Annotated in this window: 14 protein-coding genes; 4 read left to right on the plus strand and 10 right to left on the minus strand. The window is 49.4% G+C overall.

The window, feature by feature from the left end:
• Positions 1 to 111 precede the first annotated feature (111 nt).
• Positions 112 to 1,299: an IS110 family transposase gene (locus tag NQU17_08510; protein ID UUM10726.1), complete on the plus strand. Its 1,188-nt coding sequence runs from the start codon at positions 112 to 114 to the stop codon at positions 1,297 to 1,299.
• A gap of 483 nt (positions 1,300 to 1,782) precedes the next feature.
• On the opposite strand, the gene NQU17_08515 is transcribed toward NQU17_08510, so the two are convergent.
• Positions 1,783 to 3,081 (minus strand): ISAs1 family transposase, encoded by a 1,299-nt coding sequence (locus NQU17_08515; protein ID UUM10727.1) that lies wholly within the window; start codon positions 3,079 to 3,081, stop codon positions 1,783 to 1,785.
• On the minus strand, positions 3,078 to 3,704 hold the full coding sequence (locus NQU17_08520) for a hypothetical protein (GenBank protein UUM10728.1): 627 nt from the start codon (positions 3,702 to 3,704) through the stop codon (positions 3,078 to 3,080). The genes NQU17_08515 and NQU17_08520 overlap by 4 nt, the downstream gene beginning before the upstream one ends.
• A gap of 194 nt (positions 3,705 to 3,898) precedes the next feature.
• On the opposite strand from NQU17_08520, the gene NQU17_08525 reads away from it, so the two are divergent.
• Complete coding sequence (locus NQU17_08525; protein UUM10729.1) at positions 3,899 to 5,818, plus strand: ABC-F family ATP-binding cassette domain-containing protein; 1,920 nt, start codon at positions 3,899 to 3,901, stop codon at positions 5,816 to 5,818.
• Between the two features lie 151 nt (positions 5,819 to 5,969).
• Here NQU17_08525 and NQU17_08530 read toward each other — a convergent pair whose 3' ends face one another.
• The 3 genes from NQU17_08530 to tsaD form a co-directional block, all read right to left on the minus strand.
• Positions 5,970 to 6,617, minus strand: a complete 648-nt coding sequence (locus tag NQU17_08530) for a thioredoxin family protein (GenBank protein ID UUM10730.1) — start codon at positions 6,615 to 6,617, stop codon at positions 5,970 to 5,972.
• A 414-nt stretch (positions 6,618 to 7,031) separates the two neighbouring features.
• Positions 7,032 to 8,261 (minus strand): trypsin-like peptidase domain-containing protein, encoded by a 1,230-nt coding sequence (locus NQU17_08535; protein ID UUM10731.1) that lies wholly within the window; start codon positions 8,259 to 8,261, stop codon positions 7,032 to 7,034.
• A 99-nt stretch (positions 8,262 to 8,360) separates the two neighbouring features.
• A complete protein-coding gene (tsaD, locus tag NQU17_08540) occupies positions 8,361 to 9,377 on the minus strand; it encodes a tRNA (adenosine(37)-N6)-threonylcarbamoyltransferase complex transferase subunit TsaD (GenBank protein UUM10732.1) in 1,017 nt (338 codons plus the stop codon).
• 147 nt (positions 9,378 to 9,524) lie between these two features.
• Here tsaD and NQU17_08545 point away from each other — a divergent pair, with 147 nt between their 5' ends.
• Together NQU17_08545 and NQU17_08550 are read left to right on the plus strand one after the other, a co-directional pair.
• Positions 9,525 to 10,238 (plus strand): RusA family crossover junction endodeoxyribonuclease, encoded by a 714-nt coding sequence (locus NQU17_08545; GenBank protein UUM10733.1) that lies wholly within the window; start codon positions 9,525 to 9,527, stop codon positions 10,236 to 10,238.
• An 11-nt stretch (positions 10,239 to 10,249) separates the two neighbouring features.
• Complete coding sequence (locus NQU17_08550) at positions 10,250 to 10,807, plus strand: GNAT family N-acetyltransferase (GenBank protein UUM10734.1); 558 nt, start codon at positions 10,250 to 10,252, stop codon at positions 10,805 to 10,807.
• A gap of 91 nt (positions 10,808 to 10,898) precedes the next feature.
• On the opposite strand, the gene NQU17_08555 is transcribed toward NQU17_08550, so the two are convergent.
• The 5 genes from NQU17_08555 to NQU17_08575 all read right to left on the minus strand — a co-directional run bounded on the left by NQU17_08555 (position 10,899) and on the right by NQU17_08575 (position 16,232).
• Positions 10,899 to 11,837 (minus strand): NAD(P)/FAD-dependent oxidoreductase, encoded by a 939-nt coding sequence (locus NQU17_08555; protein UUM10735.1) that lies wholly within the window; start codon positions 11,835 to 11,837, stop codon positions 10,899 to 10,901.
• Between the two features lie 21 nt (positions 11,838 to 11,858).
• A complete protein-coding gene (gene hutI, locus NQU17_08560) occupies positions 11,859 to 13,118 on the minus strand; it encodes an imidazolonepropionase (GenBank protein UUM10736.1) in 1,260 nt (419 codons plus the stop codon).
• Between the two features lie 2 nt (positions 13,119 to 13,120).
• On the minus strand, positions 13,121 to 14,017 hold the full coding sequence (ftcD, locus tag NQU17_08565; protein ID UUM10737.1) for a glutamate formimidoyltransferase: 897 nt from the start codon (positions 14,015 to 14,017) through the stop codon (positions 13,121 to 13,123).
• A 432-nt stretch (positions 14,018 to 14,449) separates the two neighbouring features.
• The gene (locus NQU17_08570) at positions 14,450 to 15,157 is read right to left on the minus strand and encodes a hypothetical protein (GenBank protein ID UUM10738.1); all 708 of its coding nucleotides are present in this window, start codon (positions 15,155 to 15,157) and stop codon (positions 14,450 to 14,452) included.
• A 136-nt stretch (positions 15,158 to 15,293) separates the two neighbouring features.
• Complete coding sequence (locus NQU17_08575) at positions 15,294 to 16,232, minus strand: diacylglycerol kinase family lipid kinase (GenBank protein UUM10739.1); 939 nt, start codon at positions 16,230 to 16,232, stop codon at positions 15,294 to 15,296.
• Between the last annotated feature and the right edge of the window lie 5 nt (positions 16,233 to 16,237).

Consider the following 16,237-nt stretch of genomic DNA (forward strand, 5'->3'; position numbering starts at 1 on the left):
ACGAATGAGCTGGATGTTGAGACTTTTGGGTCTTCTCCGTCTGTCCAAGGAGGTTGTGAGCCGCCGGAGCGTGAGGGTTCACCCTGTAAATCTTGATCTTAGAGGTGATCTATGTACTATCTGGGCATTGACATCGGCAAGAACAACCATGAAGCAGGTTTCATCAGGGAGGATGGCAGCCATGTGGGCAAGTCTCTGCGCTTCACAAACACCCAGGAGGGCTTCGAGAAGCTCACCCAGTTAATTCAGGATCGCCTCCCACAGGATGAAACCTTCTGCATCGGGATGGAAGCCACCGGCCATTACTGGCTGGCGCTTTACTCATTTCTGCATGAACAAGGCTATATTCTGCACGTGATCAATCCGATCCAATCCGACAGTCTTCGAAACTTCCACATCCGTCAACAGAAGACTGACGCGGTGGACTGCTTCTTGGTGGCCGAAGTCATCCGCTTTGGCAAGTTCACTGAAACTCACCTTGCGGATGAGGATATCCTGATCCTTCGCAATTTCGCTCGTTTTCGTGAATCTCTGAAAGACTCCTGCGCAAACTATAAACGCCAAGTTATCACAGTCCTGGATCAGGTATTCCCGGAATATGACAAGCTCTTCTCGAATCTGTTTGGCCAAAGCTCCAAGGCCTTTCTAAAGACTTATGGAACTCCTGAACAGGCGATGGAGGTTGACACCGATTCTTTGGCTGATTTGCTTAATAAGGCCAGCAGAGGTCGTCACAGCGCCGATAAAGCGCAGCAGCTCAAAGAGGCTGCATCCCGGTCAGTTGGCGTTACCATCTGCTCGGATGCCTTTGCCTTTCAGCTGAAGATCCTGATTGAGCAGGTTGAGTTCACAGAAGGCCAGCTTCATGAAATCGAAAATAAGATTGACACGCAGTTAAAGAAAATCAACTCCGTCATTCAGACGATCCCTGGTGTCGGGGCTGCTACTGGGGCTATGATCCTGGCGGAAATTGGAGACATCAATCGCTTCTCTACCCCAAAGAAGCTTGTCGCATTTGCAGGAATGGATCCCACCATGATGCAGTCCGGCAACTTCACCGGACAGCACAACCGACTCTCGAAGAAGGGCTCACCCTATCTTCGGCGGGCAGTGTGGATGGCTGCTGTATCCGCTTCCAGGCATGATCCGGTCTTCAAGGCCTTCTATGAGAAGAAACGATCCGAAGGGAAGTCCCATGGGACTGCCATCGGTGCTGTATCACGGAAACTACTGTACACCATCCACGCTGTACTGAAGGCTAATAAGCCGTATGAGGTTCATCTGGATACCATCTCATAAGCTAGCCATCATAACTCTCCGATAGCCCATATCCCTGTGGGTCTTGTTGGCGTGCACTTATTTTCCAGATAAATCTTTTTGGGGAATTTCTTTTCAAAATCACTACCTCATTCAATTTTCTTGACGATCCCTATTGACATTAAATAGCTGGTCTCATATTACTCATAATGAATACCCAGAATCGATACTCAGAATGAAATCCCAAAATGAAGACTCAGTATGAATTCCCAAAATGAAAACTTATTATCCTTCTGACACACTCTGGCAGAAGTTATCCTTTCCCGGCTATGCGTGGATACTGCATTTCCTTATTCACCCTGAATGGAGATCCTAGAACTGATCTAGGACAAACGCATCAATTCAAACAACATAACCTTAAAGGAAACTGTCCCCTGGCCATTACAGGCCAGGGGACAGTTTCAGCTTGAAAGGTGATTTTGGAGCGCACTTTCCCCAAGGTTTTTGTCGCTTTCTCCAAGATCCCTATTTTCTATTCAAATTTGCATTTTCTAAAGCGTTTTTCAAGACATTCTCGTCAAAGGAATTGAGCAGCTTAGCCAGATTATCTTCGAATCCCCAGGAGAAATCCTTCCGGATCAGCCGGATACTGCTGTTCTTTTTCATCAGTGGCTGGACCAGTTTGAACAGGGACAAGGCCATCTTATTGAGGATGCTCAAATTGGTGAACGCCTGTCGATCCACTGTCGTGTTGTCGTCTTCGTGGAAGGTATAGTCCAGATGCCAGTGCAGCTGGTTTTCCACACTCCAATGCCCCCGGATCGCGTCTCCGCCGAGTTCAACATCATTGAGACTGGTGATATAGTATCGGATTTCAGTGCTCTCTTTGCCGGTTATTGTGCTGAATATCCTTTTCTCGTAACAGATGAAATTACGAAGCCCCTGCCACTCCTTATCCAGATCAATGGCCTTGGTCATATAGAACTGCCTGGTTTCAATCTGACTGTGAGATTTTTCAGTGGTCTCGTAATAATTCTTTCCAGCTTTTCGAATTCTGACTTTATTCTTCTCCGTGAAGGATTCAGCGGCAGCCAGTGCCAATTTTCCCTGATTACCCTTCAGGGCACCAACATAGTTTCCGCCTCGCTCCATGATGATTCCGATGGTTTTGGTCTGCGTGTGCAGAGCATCAAAGGTGACGATGGCATTTTTGAGTTGGAGCATTTTGAGTGCTTCCTGGGCAGCGGGGATCTCATTGGTTTTGCTGTCGATCTGATGAGAGACTATGCAGACGCCATTGGAGGCATCGTAGATATGCAGAGTCTGCAGATTACGGATCTCCTGATCAGTACCGGCTTTGCGTCCCGTACCGCGTTCTTCTTTCCCATCAATGCACAGTTGACGTACCGATGATTTGATGCCCAAAGACTTCCTGAGGACAGCCATATTCTCCATTAGAAACAGTACAGTAGCCTTTTCCAGCTGCTCCGAGGCAATCAGTGAGAAGACCCGGCGAAACGTGTCATGAGAAGGAATCCCATTGTTCAGCTTCAGGAATTTTTTCAGCCACTTGTGCTTGGCATTGCCAAACCGCTCGATCTCATTCCAACTCGAGGCATTGCCAAGCACCGCCAGAAAGGCGATCACCAGGATCTCCTCGAGCGGGTAGTCGGTCATCGCCTGGATCCTGACATCTTCGATCTCCCGGAACAGGCGAATAAAACGCTTCATGATCTTTTGGGGAGGGGTGTACTCGTCAATGGTTATGCCGGTGGCTTTGATGACTTCCCGGTATTCCAGGATGGGTCTGCAAATCTTGCTCATAGCTGGTCCTCCCACTTCAAGTTATATTTCAATCGTAGTTGTCTGGTGACCTCGGGTTCCGCGGAACGGTAAACCCGGTCATTGATGCTGACCATGTAGACCAGAGGAAAAAGGAGCATCACGGTTGGAAGATCCTCACCAAAGTGTCTAGCCATTGTGTCCCGGATCATCAATTGACTCCGCTGGATCCCAAACTCTTGGGGCTTTGTCAGAACCGCGTCAAAATCAAGGTCTGGGAAGCGCCTGGATAGATAGGATTGTTTGAACAGAAGAGAGTCGTAAGTTCCATACAAAAACGAGAGGATGGATGCTGCCATGACCAGGTCACCAGCTTTGGTGAAAGTACGGCGCAGGCCTTTGTGGATGTTCTCGCAGATGGTAAGAACCGTTGTGGACATGCCAAACTCCAAAACAACCGGTGGCTCATTCACTTTGTCCTTGGGCGGGATCAAGCCATCTTCCTCAGTGATCCGACCCAGATAACCATCACTGACCCGCCGAACTTTGTCTGTACCTTTGATCCGCTCCGAATGGGCGGCATACAGATAGTACTTACCTTTGACGACGTTGATGTAGGTACCTGGTTTCTTATGTTTAAGCACCCAATCGGGATAATCAGCCATGCCTTCACCACCTTTTGTATTACATAGTATGTAATACAATTATGTGCTAAAAACCGACAAATAACAAGGGGAAGTCATTTGTCGGTTAAAATGAAGGCTAATTGATGCGTTTATCCTAGAACTGATCCGTGATTTTGTGCATTGCTCTCCGCCTTCTGTTATAATAATAAGGTTGAAAACAGGAGGCAGAAATCATGATCGCATTATCCTGCAAAGATATTAAAAAAGAATATGGAACGGATGTCATCCTGAGAAACATTTCCTTTACGATCAATGAAGGAGACAAAGTAGCGCTCATCGGAGCCAATGGCGTCGGAAAGTCGACTCTGTTCAGAATCCTCACGCGCCAGATCCAGCCTGATGAAGGAGAATACTATGTTGACCGCAATGCCACACTGGGTTATCTGGCGCAGAATCTGGACCTTGATTCCGACCGGACCATCTATGATGAAACCCTGAAAGTCTTTCAGAATCTCCTTGAAATGGAACAGACACTGATCCGCCTGGAAAATGACATGAAAACGGAGTGGACCGATGACAATCGCAGCTGGCATGAAGAGATTCAGAATCAGTATGCGAGCCTCCAGGACCTTTACCTGATCAAAGGCGGGCAAACCTATCGCGCCCAGCTTCATCGGGTGCTGACAGGGTTGGGTATCCCTCAGACGGACTGGAGCAAATCAATTTCGGTACTCTCCGGCGGTGAGAAAACACGGGTTGCCCTGGCCAAGCTCCTCTTAAGTGAACCTTCCATCATTCTGATGGATGAGCCAACCAATCATCTGGATCTGGCAGCCACCGAATGGCTGGAAGAATTTCTCAAGAGTTACAAAGGTACGCTTCTGGTCATTTCTCATGACCGTTATTTTCTCGATGCTGTGACAGATCACACCTATCTCATGCTGGAAGGTGAAGTGCTGTCCTATAACGCCTCCTATACCGGCTATCTTGAGCTTCACAAGAAAGCCTACGAAGTCCGGCTTAAGGCCTATGAGGCCCAGCAGGATGAGATCAGGCGGCAGGAAGCCATTATTGAGAAATACCGCCAGTTTAACCGGGAAAAGTCGATTCGGGCGGCCGAATCCCGTCAAAAGCGGCTCGATAAGATTCAACGGATCGAAGCTCCCAAAAAGGAAGGTCGTGCTGCCGGAATCCACTTCAAGGCAGGCTATGAATCGGGAAACGATGTACTGAATGTTGTCGACCTGGCCAAATCCTTTGATACCAAGTCCCTGTTTCGTCATGTCAGTTTCCTGATTCGAAAGGGTGACAAGATCGCACTGATCGGTGAAAACGGGCGCGGCAAGACTACACTGTTTCAAATGATCCGAGGCCTGATCACACCTGATCATGGTTATACGGTCCTGGGCCGCAATGTATCCCTGGGATACTACGACCAGGAACAGGCCGACCTGGATCCCGAAAAAACGGTAATGGACGAGGTCTGGGATGAATTTCCAGAACTGACAACTACCGAACTTCGAACCGCCCTGGGCACCTACCTCTTCCGCGGCGATGATGTCTTTAAACCGATCAAACTTCTTTCAGGAGGAGAAAAGTGCCGTATCAATCTTCTGAAACTAATGCTGAGGGAAGATAATTTTCTTCTGCTCGATGAACCCACCAATCATTTGGATATCCCCTCGCGCGAAGCCCTGGAGGAATCCCTGATGGACTATGACGGAACGCTTTTTGTCATATCCCATGACCGTTATTTCCTCAACAAGGTCATTCACCGGATTTACGAGCTCCGTTCAGAAGGGATCAAGGAATATCTGGGCAACTACAGCTACTATGCGGAAAAACGGGAACCGGAAGCTGCTTCGACGGCGGTAAAAGCTGAAGAAAGCCAGTCCAATCAGGATCGAACGAGACGAAAAGTCAATCAGCGGGAAGAACGCAAAGCCCGGGTTCGTCTGCGCGAAGTGGAAGAAGCCATCGAAAGCAGCGAACTAACCCTGGATGAACTCACCGCCAGCCTGGCAGAAAGTGATGTCTTCATGGATCCGAAGCGCATGAGAGAAGTCCAAACATCGATCGATCGAACCCACACGCAGCTGACTCAGCTGATGACCGAATGGGAAGAACTGCTGGCTGTCACCGAAGAAGAGTAACGGGCCAAAGCCGGTTTATATATCAAAAATCAAATCAACAGCCAAAATCCTGCCGAAGATCGGCAGGATTTTGGCTGTTGCGTTATTAGTTTATGATTTTACCGATCATACCAATTGATTTTGGGTGATCCCGACCTGCGCCAAACTTCGCTTACCGCTGGAGTTCCCTGATATGAGCCATAAAAGATTCAATCGGCTGATTGCCGACCAGATCCCGACCATCATTGAACACGATCTTGGGAACGGAAGAAACATTATGCTGCTGGGACAGTTCCGGGAACAGGTTGGCATCTATCATTTCTGCCTTGATCCGGCTATTTTCCATGGCCAGGCGATGGGCTTTGGAAACGGCTCCCGGACAGTGCGGGCAGGATAAGGTGACAAACACCTTGATGTTAATGTCCTTCTCCATCCCCTGAAGTTCCCGAACCAGTTCTTCCGGCAATTCTTCCTTTCCGCCGGATACGGCCATCAGGGCGTAGATAAAGGAATTAATCTCATGACCAGCCGGCAATCCATAAAACTGAATCCCGTGGTCCACTCCGCCTTCTCCCATAACGGTGAATCCGGGAGCCCGAACGATTCCCAGCTGATCCGCTTTTGCCTGATCCTCCGGCAGCCGGTTGACTGTCAATTGAATCTGATCGCTGAGTTCGGCAATCTCACTCAAAAAGTCCTCCACTTCCTGAACCGCGGGTTCATCCTTGGCGGTAAAGAATTCGATGGTCACGGGTTGGACCATTCCACTGAATATTTCTTTTAACTGTCCTCTGATTTCGTCATTAAACATATTGCTCATTTTTTTCTCCTTGCATTTGAATCATTTCGGGGACACTACTTGAATTATGTCCCGTTCAAGCTATGAGCATAGTATAACATCCCATTTTATCTAATTCAAGTACCGTCCCTATATTTTATGCAATCTTTTTTAGGTGTCTTGATCCAGATTCATCTCAGAAGGAGTCCCCGGCGATCCGAGTCATTCGGCAGGAACCCGATCATAATTTTCCTGACTCCAAATCGATCCGGTCGGTTAATTCCTGCCACCGCTGCATCTCCTGATCAGGCAAGACCGAAATGATACCTGCAGCTCATATAATGCAAAAAGCTGCCGGATCCGGCAGCTTTTGCTATCTAACTAAGGTATATTCTTGTTCACTGCCCCGCGGTCCATTACTCCGTGGTCGATTGCGTCACCCTGGCTTCGAGCGAATCAGGGTCGGGCCGTCAGTTCCAGTTCAAGTGTCAGCAGGTCGTTGCCTCGCTTAATCTCCATCCTGATCTTTTCGCCGGGATCGTGACGCTCCCGGATATCGTTCATCTGGCTGGTCTTCAGGATTTCCCTGCCATCAAAGGTCAGAATGATATCTTTTTCCTGAAGACCGGCTTTCTCCGCCGGAGATAATTTATCCACCGCGATCACAACGACGCCATTGCTGATGTTGAGGGCTTCCAGCGCTTCCGGATTGAGATCTTTGGCAGTAAACCCGGTGTACAGTGGTACTCTGGATAAGTAGGTCAGCTTTTCCTTCAGGATATTGATGGGAATAGCGAATCCGATTCCCTGTACATCATCGGACATTTTTGCCGTATTGATTCCAATGACTTCCCCCCTGGCATTGAATAAGGGTCCGCCCGAATTCCCCTCATTGATGGCGGCATCGGTCTGAAGATAACTGATGACAGAATCGCCAATATAGACATTGCGGTCTTTTCCGGAAATGATTCCACTGGTCACAGTTCCGGCAAAATTTCTCGAGACCGGACTGCCAATGGCAACCACCTGTTCTCCGACCGTAATGGTATCTGAATTTCCTACTGTCACAATTCCAGGAAGCGAAATCCGATTATCAATTTTAATGATTGCAAGATCAGTGTCCCGATCTGAATTGATCTCCTTGGCAGATACCTCACGGCCATCAGCCAGAATCACGGTGATGGTGTCCGCTCCGCCAATCACATGCTGATTGGTGGCGATCATTCCATCGCGGTTCAAAATAAATCCACTGCCGATAAAATTGCGCATCTCGTTTTCAGATTCTGTGTCTCTGATTTTGGTCACAATGGTTACCACTGAACTTTTGTACTGGGCTACAATTTCGGATACCGTCATATCGGGATCATCGCTGGTCTCCTCAATAATCGCTTTTTGCGCTTCAATGGCCTTCAGCTGCTTGGAGACATCGCTCATTATGCCTTCTGAAGCCTCCCTGGCCGCCAACTGGGCATGTTCCTCAATGTACTTTCCCAGCGCGGAGTCATGGAACAAAGCGGTATTCGGCAATAAAAAAATCGCCAGCCAAAGTCCCATCAGCAGGCCGACCAGACCTGTCGTCAAAGTCGTAATGAGGTGATAGCCCATTTTTCGGGGGACTCGGATCCTTTCAGTCGGTTGAGGATCCGGTCCGGTCATGTTGTTATTAATGTGATCTGGATCACCCATGGTCAACCCCTCCGATCCTATTATTCTCTCACTTCACATTTTAACTCATTCGATGCGGTTACTGGTGTCATTTTGGTTAAGTCCGGTTTGGTCCTGCAATTACAGCCGAAGTCCCAGGTTTGGCTCCGCATTGATGGATAAGGGAGATATATCTCCCGCCTGGAGCTGATAATACCCGGCGCTGGCAATCATCGCCGCATTATCAGTGCACAGTACGGCGGCGGGAAACAGGATCTCGATCCCCTGCTTCTTCCCTTCTTCCACCAGGTTGTGCCTCAGATAACTGTTTGAGGCAACTCCTCCGGCTACTGCGATTCTATGGTAGCCGCGATTCACAGCTACCTGCATGGCGTGATCAATGAGATTGAAGACCACGGCTTTCTGAAACGAAGCCGCCACGTCAGCTGGGACGATGGTCTCTCCCCGCTGAGCCGCGCTGTTGAGATAATTCAGAACCGCCGACTTGATGCCGGAAAATGAGAAATCCAGCGTTTCTTCATGGAATTTAGGACGTGAGAAGGCAATTGCGTCCTCGTTTCCCTTTCTGGCCAGCTGATCAATCTGCGGTCCGCCGGGATAGGGCAGTGACAGTGCCCGCGCGACTTTGTCAAAGGCTTCGCCCACCGCGTCATCCCGGGTTTTGGCTACTACGACATAATCCCGGTAGTTCCTGACCTCCACGATGAACGTGTGTCCCCCGGAAACAACCAGGCTGACAAACGGTGGTTCCAGCTCCGGATATTGAATGTAGTTGGCACTGATATGCCCTTCAATATGATTTACACCGATCAGAGGTTTACCCAGAGCAAACGCCAGTCCCTTGGCATATTGCAGCCCGACCAGCAGAGCTCCGACCAGCCCAGGCCCCCGAGTCACCGCGATGGCATCAAGGTCTTCCAGTGTCACTCCGGCTTCTTTCAGCGCAAGGTCCACAACACCGGTAATATTCTCTGTATGTTTCCTGGAAGCCATTTCCGGAACCACTCCCCCAAACTTGCGATGCAGCGGGATCTGGGAAGAGATGATATTGGACAGGACCTGGCGTCCGTTGCGCACGACACTCGCAGCCGTTTCATCACAGCTTGTCTCTATGCCCAGGATCAGTTGGTCTTTCATTTTGTATAATCACTCCTGTTCGAAATCTCAGTCAAATCGGAAAAGTCAGCTGACTGAGCCTGTTATGCTATAATCAAATCAAATCACTTGAATCATCTATAAGATGATAATTATACTCTGATTCCAAGTAAATGAAAAGGTGACGTCATGTCTGAATATGCCAAAGTCGTAGTGATGGGCTCCCCCATCACCAAATCGAATTTTAAGATGCACAATAAGAATGGCCGTGCGATCCTTCCGGACAACTCCGGCACCTATCACGACCGCTATGCCCTGTATGAGGAAAATATTGCCGCCTGTGCCCGGGCTCAGAATCCCGGAGTGACTTTTGAGGAGAGCCTCATAGCTGTTCTGAGGGTTTATTATAAAAGCGAGAAGCGGCACCCTGATACGAACAACATTACCAAGAGCATTTTCGACGGAGTTGAAAAATCCGGTCTGATTGTCAATGATGCTCAGGTTCGGCGCCTCATCATAGAGGAATACTACGACAAGGTGGAACCGCGCTTTGAACTGGAGCTTTTTGCAGAATCGGTCTTTCGGATGTCTTACGAAATCCGCCGCCATGACCAGTCCGAAGAACCAATCCTGTATCAGCCGGCCAGCAACAAAAAGCTGAACGGACTCCTTCCGGCCCGCGGATACACTGAGCGGGACCTGGCCAATATTCAGGCACTTTTGGAACAGAAGCAGCGCCAGAATCCGGCACAAGCGAAACCGATCCCGTCGCCAAAAGTGGTTCCGACTCACGAAGCGCTGCTTTGCAGCCTGTGCAGGAAGCCCGTAGCGGAAGGTAATTACATGAAGGCCGATGGCGGTAAGACCATCATCTGCAAGCGCTGTTTTAAAAAATTATATTAGGCAGGTTCACTATGACAACCAATTGTGACTCCATCTATCTCCGGGCATTGAAACCCAGTGACCTGGAGCAGCTTGAACAACTCAGTGAGGAAACGACTTTTCCTTTTCGCGCCGTTCCTCTGTCCAAAATCAGTGAACCACTCAGCGGATTTTCTGGTCCTGATCAATCAGCTTCCGTCCAATCGGACGAAACATTGCTCAGCTTCGCCATTATGAAGCATGACCATCTGGTCGGTCAGCTCACCTTGTGGGGCATCGATTTCTTAAAAGGACACTGCACCGTGACGATGGGGATTGCAGCCAAAGCGAATCGCCATCGGGGCATCGGAACCTGCGCTTTAATCATGGGACTGCGTTATGCGTTTTATTCGCTTGGCCTGCAGAAGGTAACCACCGATACCCTGAGTACTAATCAGGCCGCTCGCCGCTGTTTGAATAAAGTTGGCTTCATTCAGACCGGAACGGAACAAAGAGTGTTTCCCTTGGACAAAGATTTCATCGATCGGCTGCATTACCAGATGAAGCGATCCGATTTTGATCGGTTGTACCACTTTCCGCGGGAAAAATAAGATCATACCCCGGTTGTATTTTTCAGCATCAACCGGCGAAAAAAACGAGCCAGATATTGATCTCGCTCGTTTTATTTATTCTCCCGGATCCCTAGGATTCAGGGGACTCCGGTGGTTCAGGCTCAGCCAGGAAATCGATGACTTTCTGTGCCGTTTCAACGGCTCGCTTGTGGATGTCATGCAAATCAAAGGAGATTCGTTCGGCATTGCCGGTGATGAATACTCCCTGGTTTTCCGGATCGCGGCGGAAGCGCTTGTACAGTTCCCGCTGCGGTGACATGCCCACAGACAGCAGGATGGTGTCGCAGGACAGCTCCTTGGTTTTCTGAACGTCATCCCGGCTGCTGTTCCGTTCAATGGTCACGCCGGTGATCCGGTTCATGCCATGAATTTCTTTTATTGTGTACCCGAGTTCCGCCTTGATCTGAAACAATTCATGGAAACGGGCAAGCTTTTCATCCGGGAAATTCAGTTCGCGAACCTGATCGACGATGGTTACCTCGTCGGCTCCTTCCGTCTTTAGCAGCTTGGCCAGATAAAGACCAGTCCAGTCAGATCCGAAAATCACAATGCGGTTGCCCGGAAGGTAGCCCTGCTCCACAATAAACTTTCTGGCACTGCCAATACTGAAAATGCCGGATGTTCGCTTTGAGGTAAAGTTCAAGATACCGCGTGGCCGTTCCCTGGCTCCGGTGGCAATCACCAGCGCTCTGGTTCTCAGATAGCGCAGCCCTTTTTCCGGACTAAGAGCTTTGACCGTCTTATCTTTGTCAACGGACAGAACATGTGTCATTGGTTCATAGTCCACACCGTGCAGGATCAGTTTCTTCTTTAGATCATCTGCCATCTCCACCCCGGTGTAGCCTTCCAATTCATAAGATTCATCGACTTCGATAATCTCATTCAGAGTCCCGCCCAGATCTTCATTCAGGTCAAGGACCAAAATGTTTTTCAGGCCCTGTTCGCTCAGGGTCAGGGCGGTATACATGCCGGCGGGGCCGCCACCCACAATGATGACATCATAACCCATGTTCTGCACCTCGTTGTACTTTTAGAAAATATCCTGTTTCCGATAGACTTCGCGTCCCTCGGACATAGTGTAAACACACTCGTTGACCCCAAAATGGTAGGTCAGGAACTGATGATTGGGCACGTCAAACACCGCGATATCCGCCAGTTTGCCAGCTTCCAAACTTCCCTTCTCTTCGGCCAGTCCCAGGGCAGCCGCGCCGTTCAGAGTCAGTGCTGTTACAACTTCCTCCATGCGCAGTCCCATATAGATCGTGGATAAAGCGATGAGCAGCGGGATGGACTCAGAGTAGCAGGAGCCCGGATTCAGGTCAGTTGCCAGAGCTACGCCCATTCCCATGTCGACCATTTTACGGGCCGGCGCGTAATCAGCTTTGATCGAGAAGGCGGTCAGTGGCAGCAAGGTGCCGCAAACATTATTGTCCCGCATTGCTTTGATACCTTCTTCCGAAATCTTCAGGAGGTGGTCGGCTGAGGTCACTTTCAACTCTCCGGCCAGTTCCGCTCCGCCAAATCCCGCGAACAGTTCATCCGCATGCATGCGAATGCCGAATCCGGCTTCACGGGCTGCTGTGAGGAATTTTCTGGACTGCTCGATGTTAAACACGCCTTTTTCCGTAAATATGTCACAGAACGTCGCAAGTCCTCTTTCCTTAACCTCAGGAAGAACCTCATTCAGGCAGAAATCAATGTAATCGTCTGGCCTGCCCTTGAATTCCGCTGGGATTTCGTGAGGTCCCATATAGGTAGGAACAATTCGGATCCAGTCCTCCTGATTAAGGCGGGCCATTGCTTCCAGCTGACGGAGTTCTGTTTCTTTGTCCAGCCCGTAGCCGGACTTGCCTTCTACTGTTGTTACTCCGAAGTTGGCGAAGGACCGCAGGCGTTTACGCCCCACTTCGAGGAATTCATCCAGGGATGTGGCGCGGGTTGCCTTCGTGCTTGCCACGATTCCGCCGCCCCGTTCCATGATGGAAATATAGGATTCTCCGTTCAGCCGCCAGTTGAACTCTTCGGCCCGATAACCTCCGAAGATGAAATGGGTATGGGAATCCACCAGACCGGGCATGATGGTTTTCCCGGTACAGTCAATGACGATATACTCCGCTTCATCGAGCCCCTGAAGGATTTCAGGACCGCCGACGGCCTTGATTCGATTCCCTTCGGTAATGACGCAGCCATTCGGAATGACCGTCAGTTCCCTCATCTCTTCGCCTTTTTTCAGAGCGGTGCCCTTTGGGGTCACCAGCTCTGAGGCGTTCTTAAACAGATAGCTTTTCATGACTATTCCATGATCCGGGTCTCAAGAACCTGGTCCATGGAGAAGTTCTCGATGCCCATATAGTATTCAACGGACTGGATCAGAGCTGCCATAGGCAGTAATCCGATTACTTCCGTTCCAACGACACTGACGCCGAACCGTTTGGCTTCTGAGCGGACCATTTCCAATGCCTGATACAGGGATGTTTTGGTGTAATCGGTCAGGTTCATTGAAATCTGGACAATTCCGCGTTCTTTGAGCTCTACGCCCATTGCTTTGGCAAAACGAAGTCCGCCGCCGATGTGACGAACACGCTTGGCAATGAAATCAGCCGTTGCCATATCATTGGTGTTCAGGTTAACGTTAAAGGCAACCAGGGGCATTCTGGCACCTACGGCAACACAACCGAACGTCGGGTGTGGTGCATCCTTCGGGCCGAAATCTGCATGCCATGCGGCATCCTTCATCTTTTCAGCCATCCCCTCAAACTGTCCCTTGCGAACCTGGGCCAGATTTTCCCGGGCAGGTGCAGAGGCGGCTTTTTCATACAGGAATACCGGGATCTCCAGTGCTCCAATCATTTCGCCCACTTCCTTAGCCAGCGCTACCGCATCGTCCATGGTGCAGCCCTTGATCGGGATAAAGGGGCAAACATCCATAGCGCCCATTCTCGGGTGCTCGCCGGTATGCTTGGTCAGATCGATGTGTTCCATTGCCACCTTGACGGATTCCAGCAAGGGAGCTTTCAGCGCTTCAGGTTCTCCTACCACTGTGACAACGGTCCGGTTGTGATCCTTGTCGGAAGAATAGTCCAAAAGCTTTACATTTTCGCGATTACGGAAACAATTGACGATCTTCTCAACAACTTCAGGGTTTCTTCCCTCGGAATAATTCGGTACAACTTCCATGATACGGTTCATATGCAACGACTCCTTTTTCAGCCGGACCTCAGGATCCAGCCTTTGCTTATTTGGTAACAATTCCATTGTAAAACAGAACCCCATGGATTGCTACCGGAAAACAGACGCTTGTTTTTCATTTGATGAAGTTGTCAAAAAAGCTGCCTCATCAACTCAAGAATTTAATTTCGGTTCTCATGAGAAAGGATCTGCTCGGCAGGGGTCTTGTCGGTATTCTGCTCGGCAAGGGAATTGCCTGGATTATTTGCACCGTTTCTCAGACATTGGACACTGGACATTTGACATTTGACATTTGATTAAATCCTGATGCTGATACTACTGGTATGAATTACTGGTATCGTTCCTTACACTGATCCTGATCCTGTAGGACTTAGCCAGATGGGAATACTGACCTGGCATCTGTTTCGGTTGGATGCATCAGGTCAGTTGTTTTTAGTATTTTTCTCTGGACTTGGATTCCTCCGGCTTATATCCTTCTGTTGAATGAAGTTCCCGTTCGATGGATTCATCCTCGTACAGCTTTTCAAAGGCTTCGATTTTAGCTTCCAGATCCGCTTTCTTCTGCTCGGCAGACACGGGATCCTCGGTCAGATCACTCTTCAGATCCTGGACCTTTTCTGTGACCTTGTGGAATGCGCCCTCCAGCTTTGACTTGATTTCATCGGGCTTGACCTTCTCCAGCAGTTCTGTCTCTTCCAGCTTTTGGGTCAGGCTTACTTTCACCTCTTCGGCTTTCTGGCGCAAGGAATCTACATCCACTTTCTCCGCTGTTTCACCAACCACTTTCCCACCCTCGCGAAATACTTTTCCCAAAAGGTCTTCGGCAGTTTTCCCAAGGTCGCGTCCGCCTTTAATAATCTGATATGCCAGGTCTTTTTTGCCCTGGTTCTTCAAAATCAGGAGGCCGATGGAGTCGCCGGCAAATTCAAACAGGCTGCGTGCGCTCTTTCCGACCTTTTCTCCGCCTCTGGCCGCTTTCCCCTCAAACTGGATCCGGTTGAATTTGCGTCTTGCTTCTTCCTGGAACTCATTGAAGCCCTCTCCGGGTTGGGTGTGGTCAGATTCAAATTCTTCATATGCGTTGGCCGAGGTATATTCTACTTTATTGCCGAATTCGTCAAATTTTCCTTTCTCATCCATTGTTACGACCTCCCATTTTATTCAAGTATCTACTATTCATCATAGTATAAAGATATTAAATTTCTTTGTGCAACCTATGAATTTCCCATTTGGATTTTACGTCTTGATTGAACAACCCTGATCGAAATGAGGCTGACTACTTCGACTCCAGGGCAAACATTGTCTGGCTGACTCCACGCGGGAGGACCATTCGGATTTTCTTCGCCCGAAGTCTGAAATCCACATCATTGGCAAACGTTGTCTCCCCATCCAGATTGACGAGGAATTCCTCATCCGAACTTAGCTGAATGCGATCTGTCCGGAAAAAATTGATTTCCGGTAGTCCAATGTGGGTCCCCTGACGCAGTCGGGGCAAGTAAAAAGGGATCTGTTTCAGGCTGATCGGAGCAACTTCCACCACATCAAACAAGCCGTCATTGATGAGTGCCTCCGGCGCAATCTGATATCCGCCGCCATAAGTTCGGCCATTGCAGACCGCCATCAGGAACAGCTCCTTTTCACGACGCTCACCCCCCTGGTGCAGAGTGACTCGAGTCGGACGCATGTCATGCAGGCTGCTGAGGATTCCGCCAAAATAGGCCATCAGGGGCGTAATAAGCGGCTTCCCTTTATATAGCTCCGCCCTGTAATTAACTTTGGCATCAAACCCAACGCTGGCAACATTTAAAAAGTACTTTTCGTTGGCCATTCCGACATCAATGAGCACTTCATCGCCCAGGATTGTATCCTTCAGGATATCCATTCGCTTGAAGTCCCCAGCCAGTGACTGGATGAAGTCATTGCCTGTGCCGCCGGGAATGCAGGCCAGACTGGAATCCGAATCCGCCATTCCGTTGAGTACTTCATTGAGTGTGCCGTCTCCGCCTACTGCATAAATTCGCCAGGTTCCACGGGCGGAATAATCCCGGGCAATTTCTGTTGCATGGCCCCGGTATTGCGTCTGTACAACTTCATAATGGGTCTGGGGATACTTATTGGTCAGATGGGCAAACAGATCTTTGATTCGTTCCGCCAGATTGGCAGCCACACCTTTTCCGGCTCTGGGATTGACGATAAACAGATGGTTCACTTGCATTAATT

It is taken from the genome of Clostridiaceae bacterium HFYG-1003, from assembly GCA_024579835.1.
In the GTDB taxonomy this organism is placed as follows: domain Bacteria; phylum Bacillota; class Clostridia; order Clostridiales; family Clostridiaceae; genus JG1575.

Bases quoted from the DNA above. Each gene is read 5' to 3' on its own strand.
- NQU17_08530 (UUM10730.1), bottom strand. From the start codon at position 6,617: ATGAGCAATATGTTTAATGACGAAATCAGAGGACAGTTAAAAGAAATA.
- NQU17_08550 (UUM10734.1), top strand. From the start codon at position 10,250: ATGACAACCAATTGTGACTCCATCTATCTCCGGGCATTGAAACCCAGT.
- NQU17_08525 (UUM10729.1), top strand. From the start codon at position 3,899: ATGATCGCATTATCCTGCAAAGATATTAAAAAAGAATATGGAACGGAT.
- NQU17_08510 (UUM10726.1), top strand. From the start codon at position 112: ATGTACTATCTGGGCATTGACATCGGCAAGAACAACCATGAAGCAGGT.
- NQU17_08515 (UUM10727.1), bottom strand. From the start codon at position 3,081: ATGAGCAAGATTTGCAGACCCATCCTGGAATACCGGGAAGTCATCAAA.
- ftcD (UUM10737.1), bottom strand. From the start codon at position 14,017: ATGAACCGTATCATGGAAGTTGTACCGAATTATTCCGAGGGAAGAAAC.
- NQU17_08520 (UUM10728.1), bottom strand. From the start codon at position 3,704: ATGGCTGATTATCCCGATTGGGTGCTTAAACATAAGAAACCAGGTACC.
- NQU17_08575 (UUM10739.1), bottom strand. From the start codon at position 16,232: ATGCAAGTGAACCATCTGTTTATCGTCAATCCCAGAGCCGGAAAAGGT.
- NQU17_08545 (UUM10733.1), top strand. From the start codon at position 9,525: ATGTCTGAATATGCCAAAGTCGTAGTGATGGGCTCCCCCATCACCAAA.
- NQU17_08570 (UUM10738.1), bottom strand. From the start codon at position 15,157: ATGGATGAGAAAGGAAAATTTGACGAATTCGGCAATAAAGTAGAATAT.
- tsaD (UUM10732.1), bottom strand. From the start codon at position 9,377: ATGAAAGACCAACTGATCCTGGGCATAGAGACAAGCTGTGATGAAACG.
- NQU17_08535 (UUM10731.1), bottom strand. From the start codon at position 8,261: ATGGGTGATCCAGATCACATTAATAACAACATGACCGGACCGGATCCT.
- hutI (UUM10736.1), bottom strand. From the start codon at position 13,118: ATGAAAAGCTATCTGTTTAAGAACGCCTCAGAGCTGGTGACCCCAAAG.
- NQU17_08555 (UUM10735.1), bottom strand. From the start codon at position 11,837: ATGGGTTATGATGTCATCATTGTGGGTGGCGGCCCCGCCGGCATGTAT.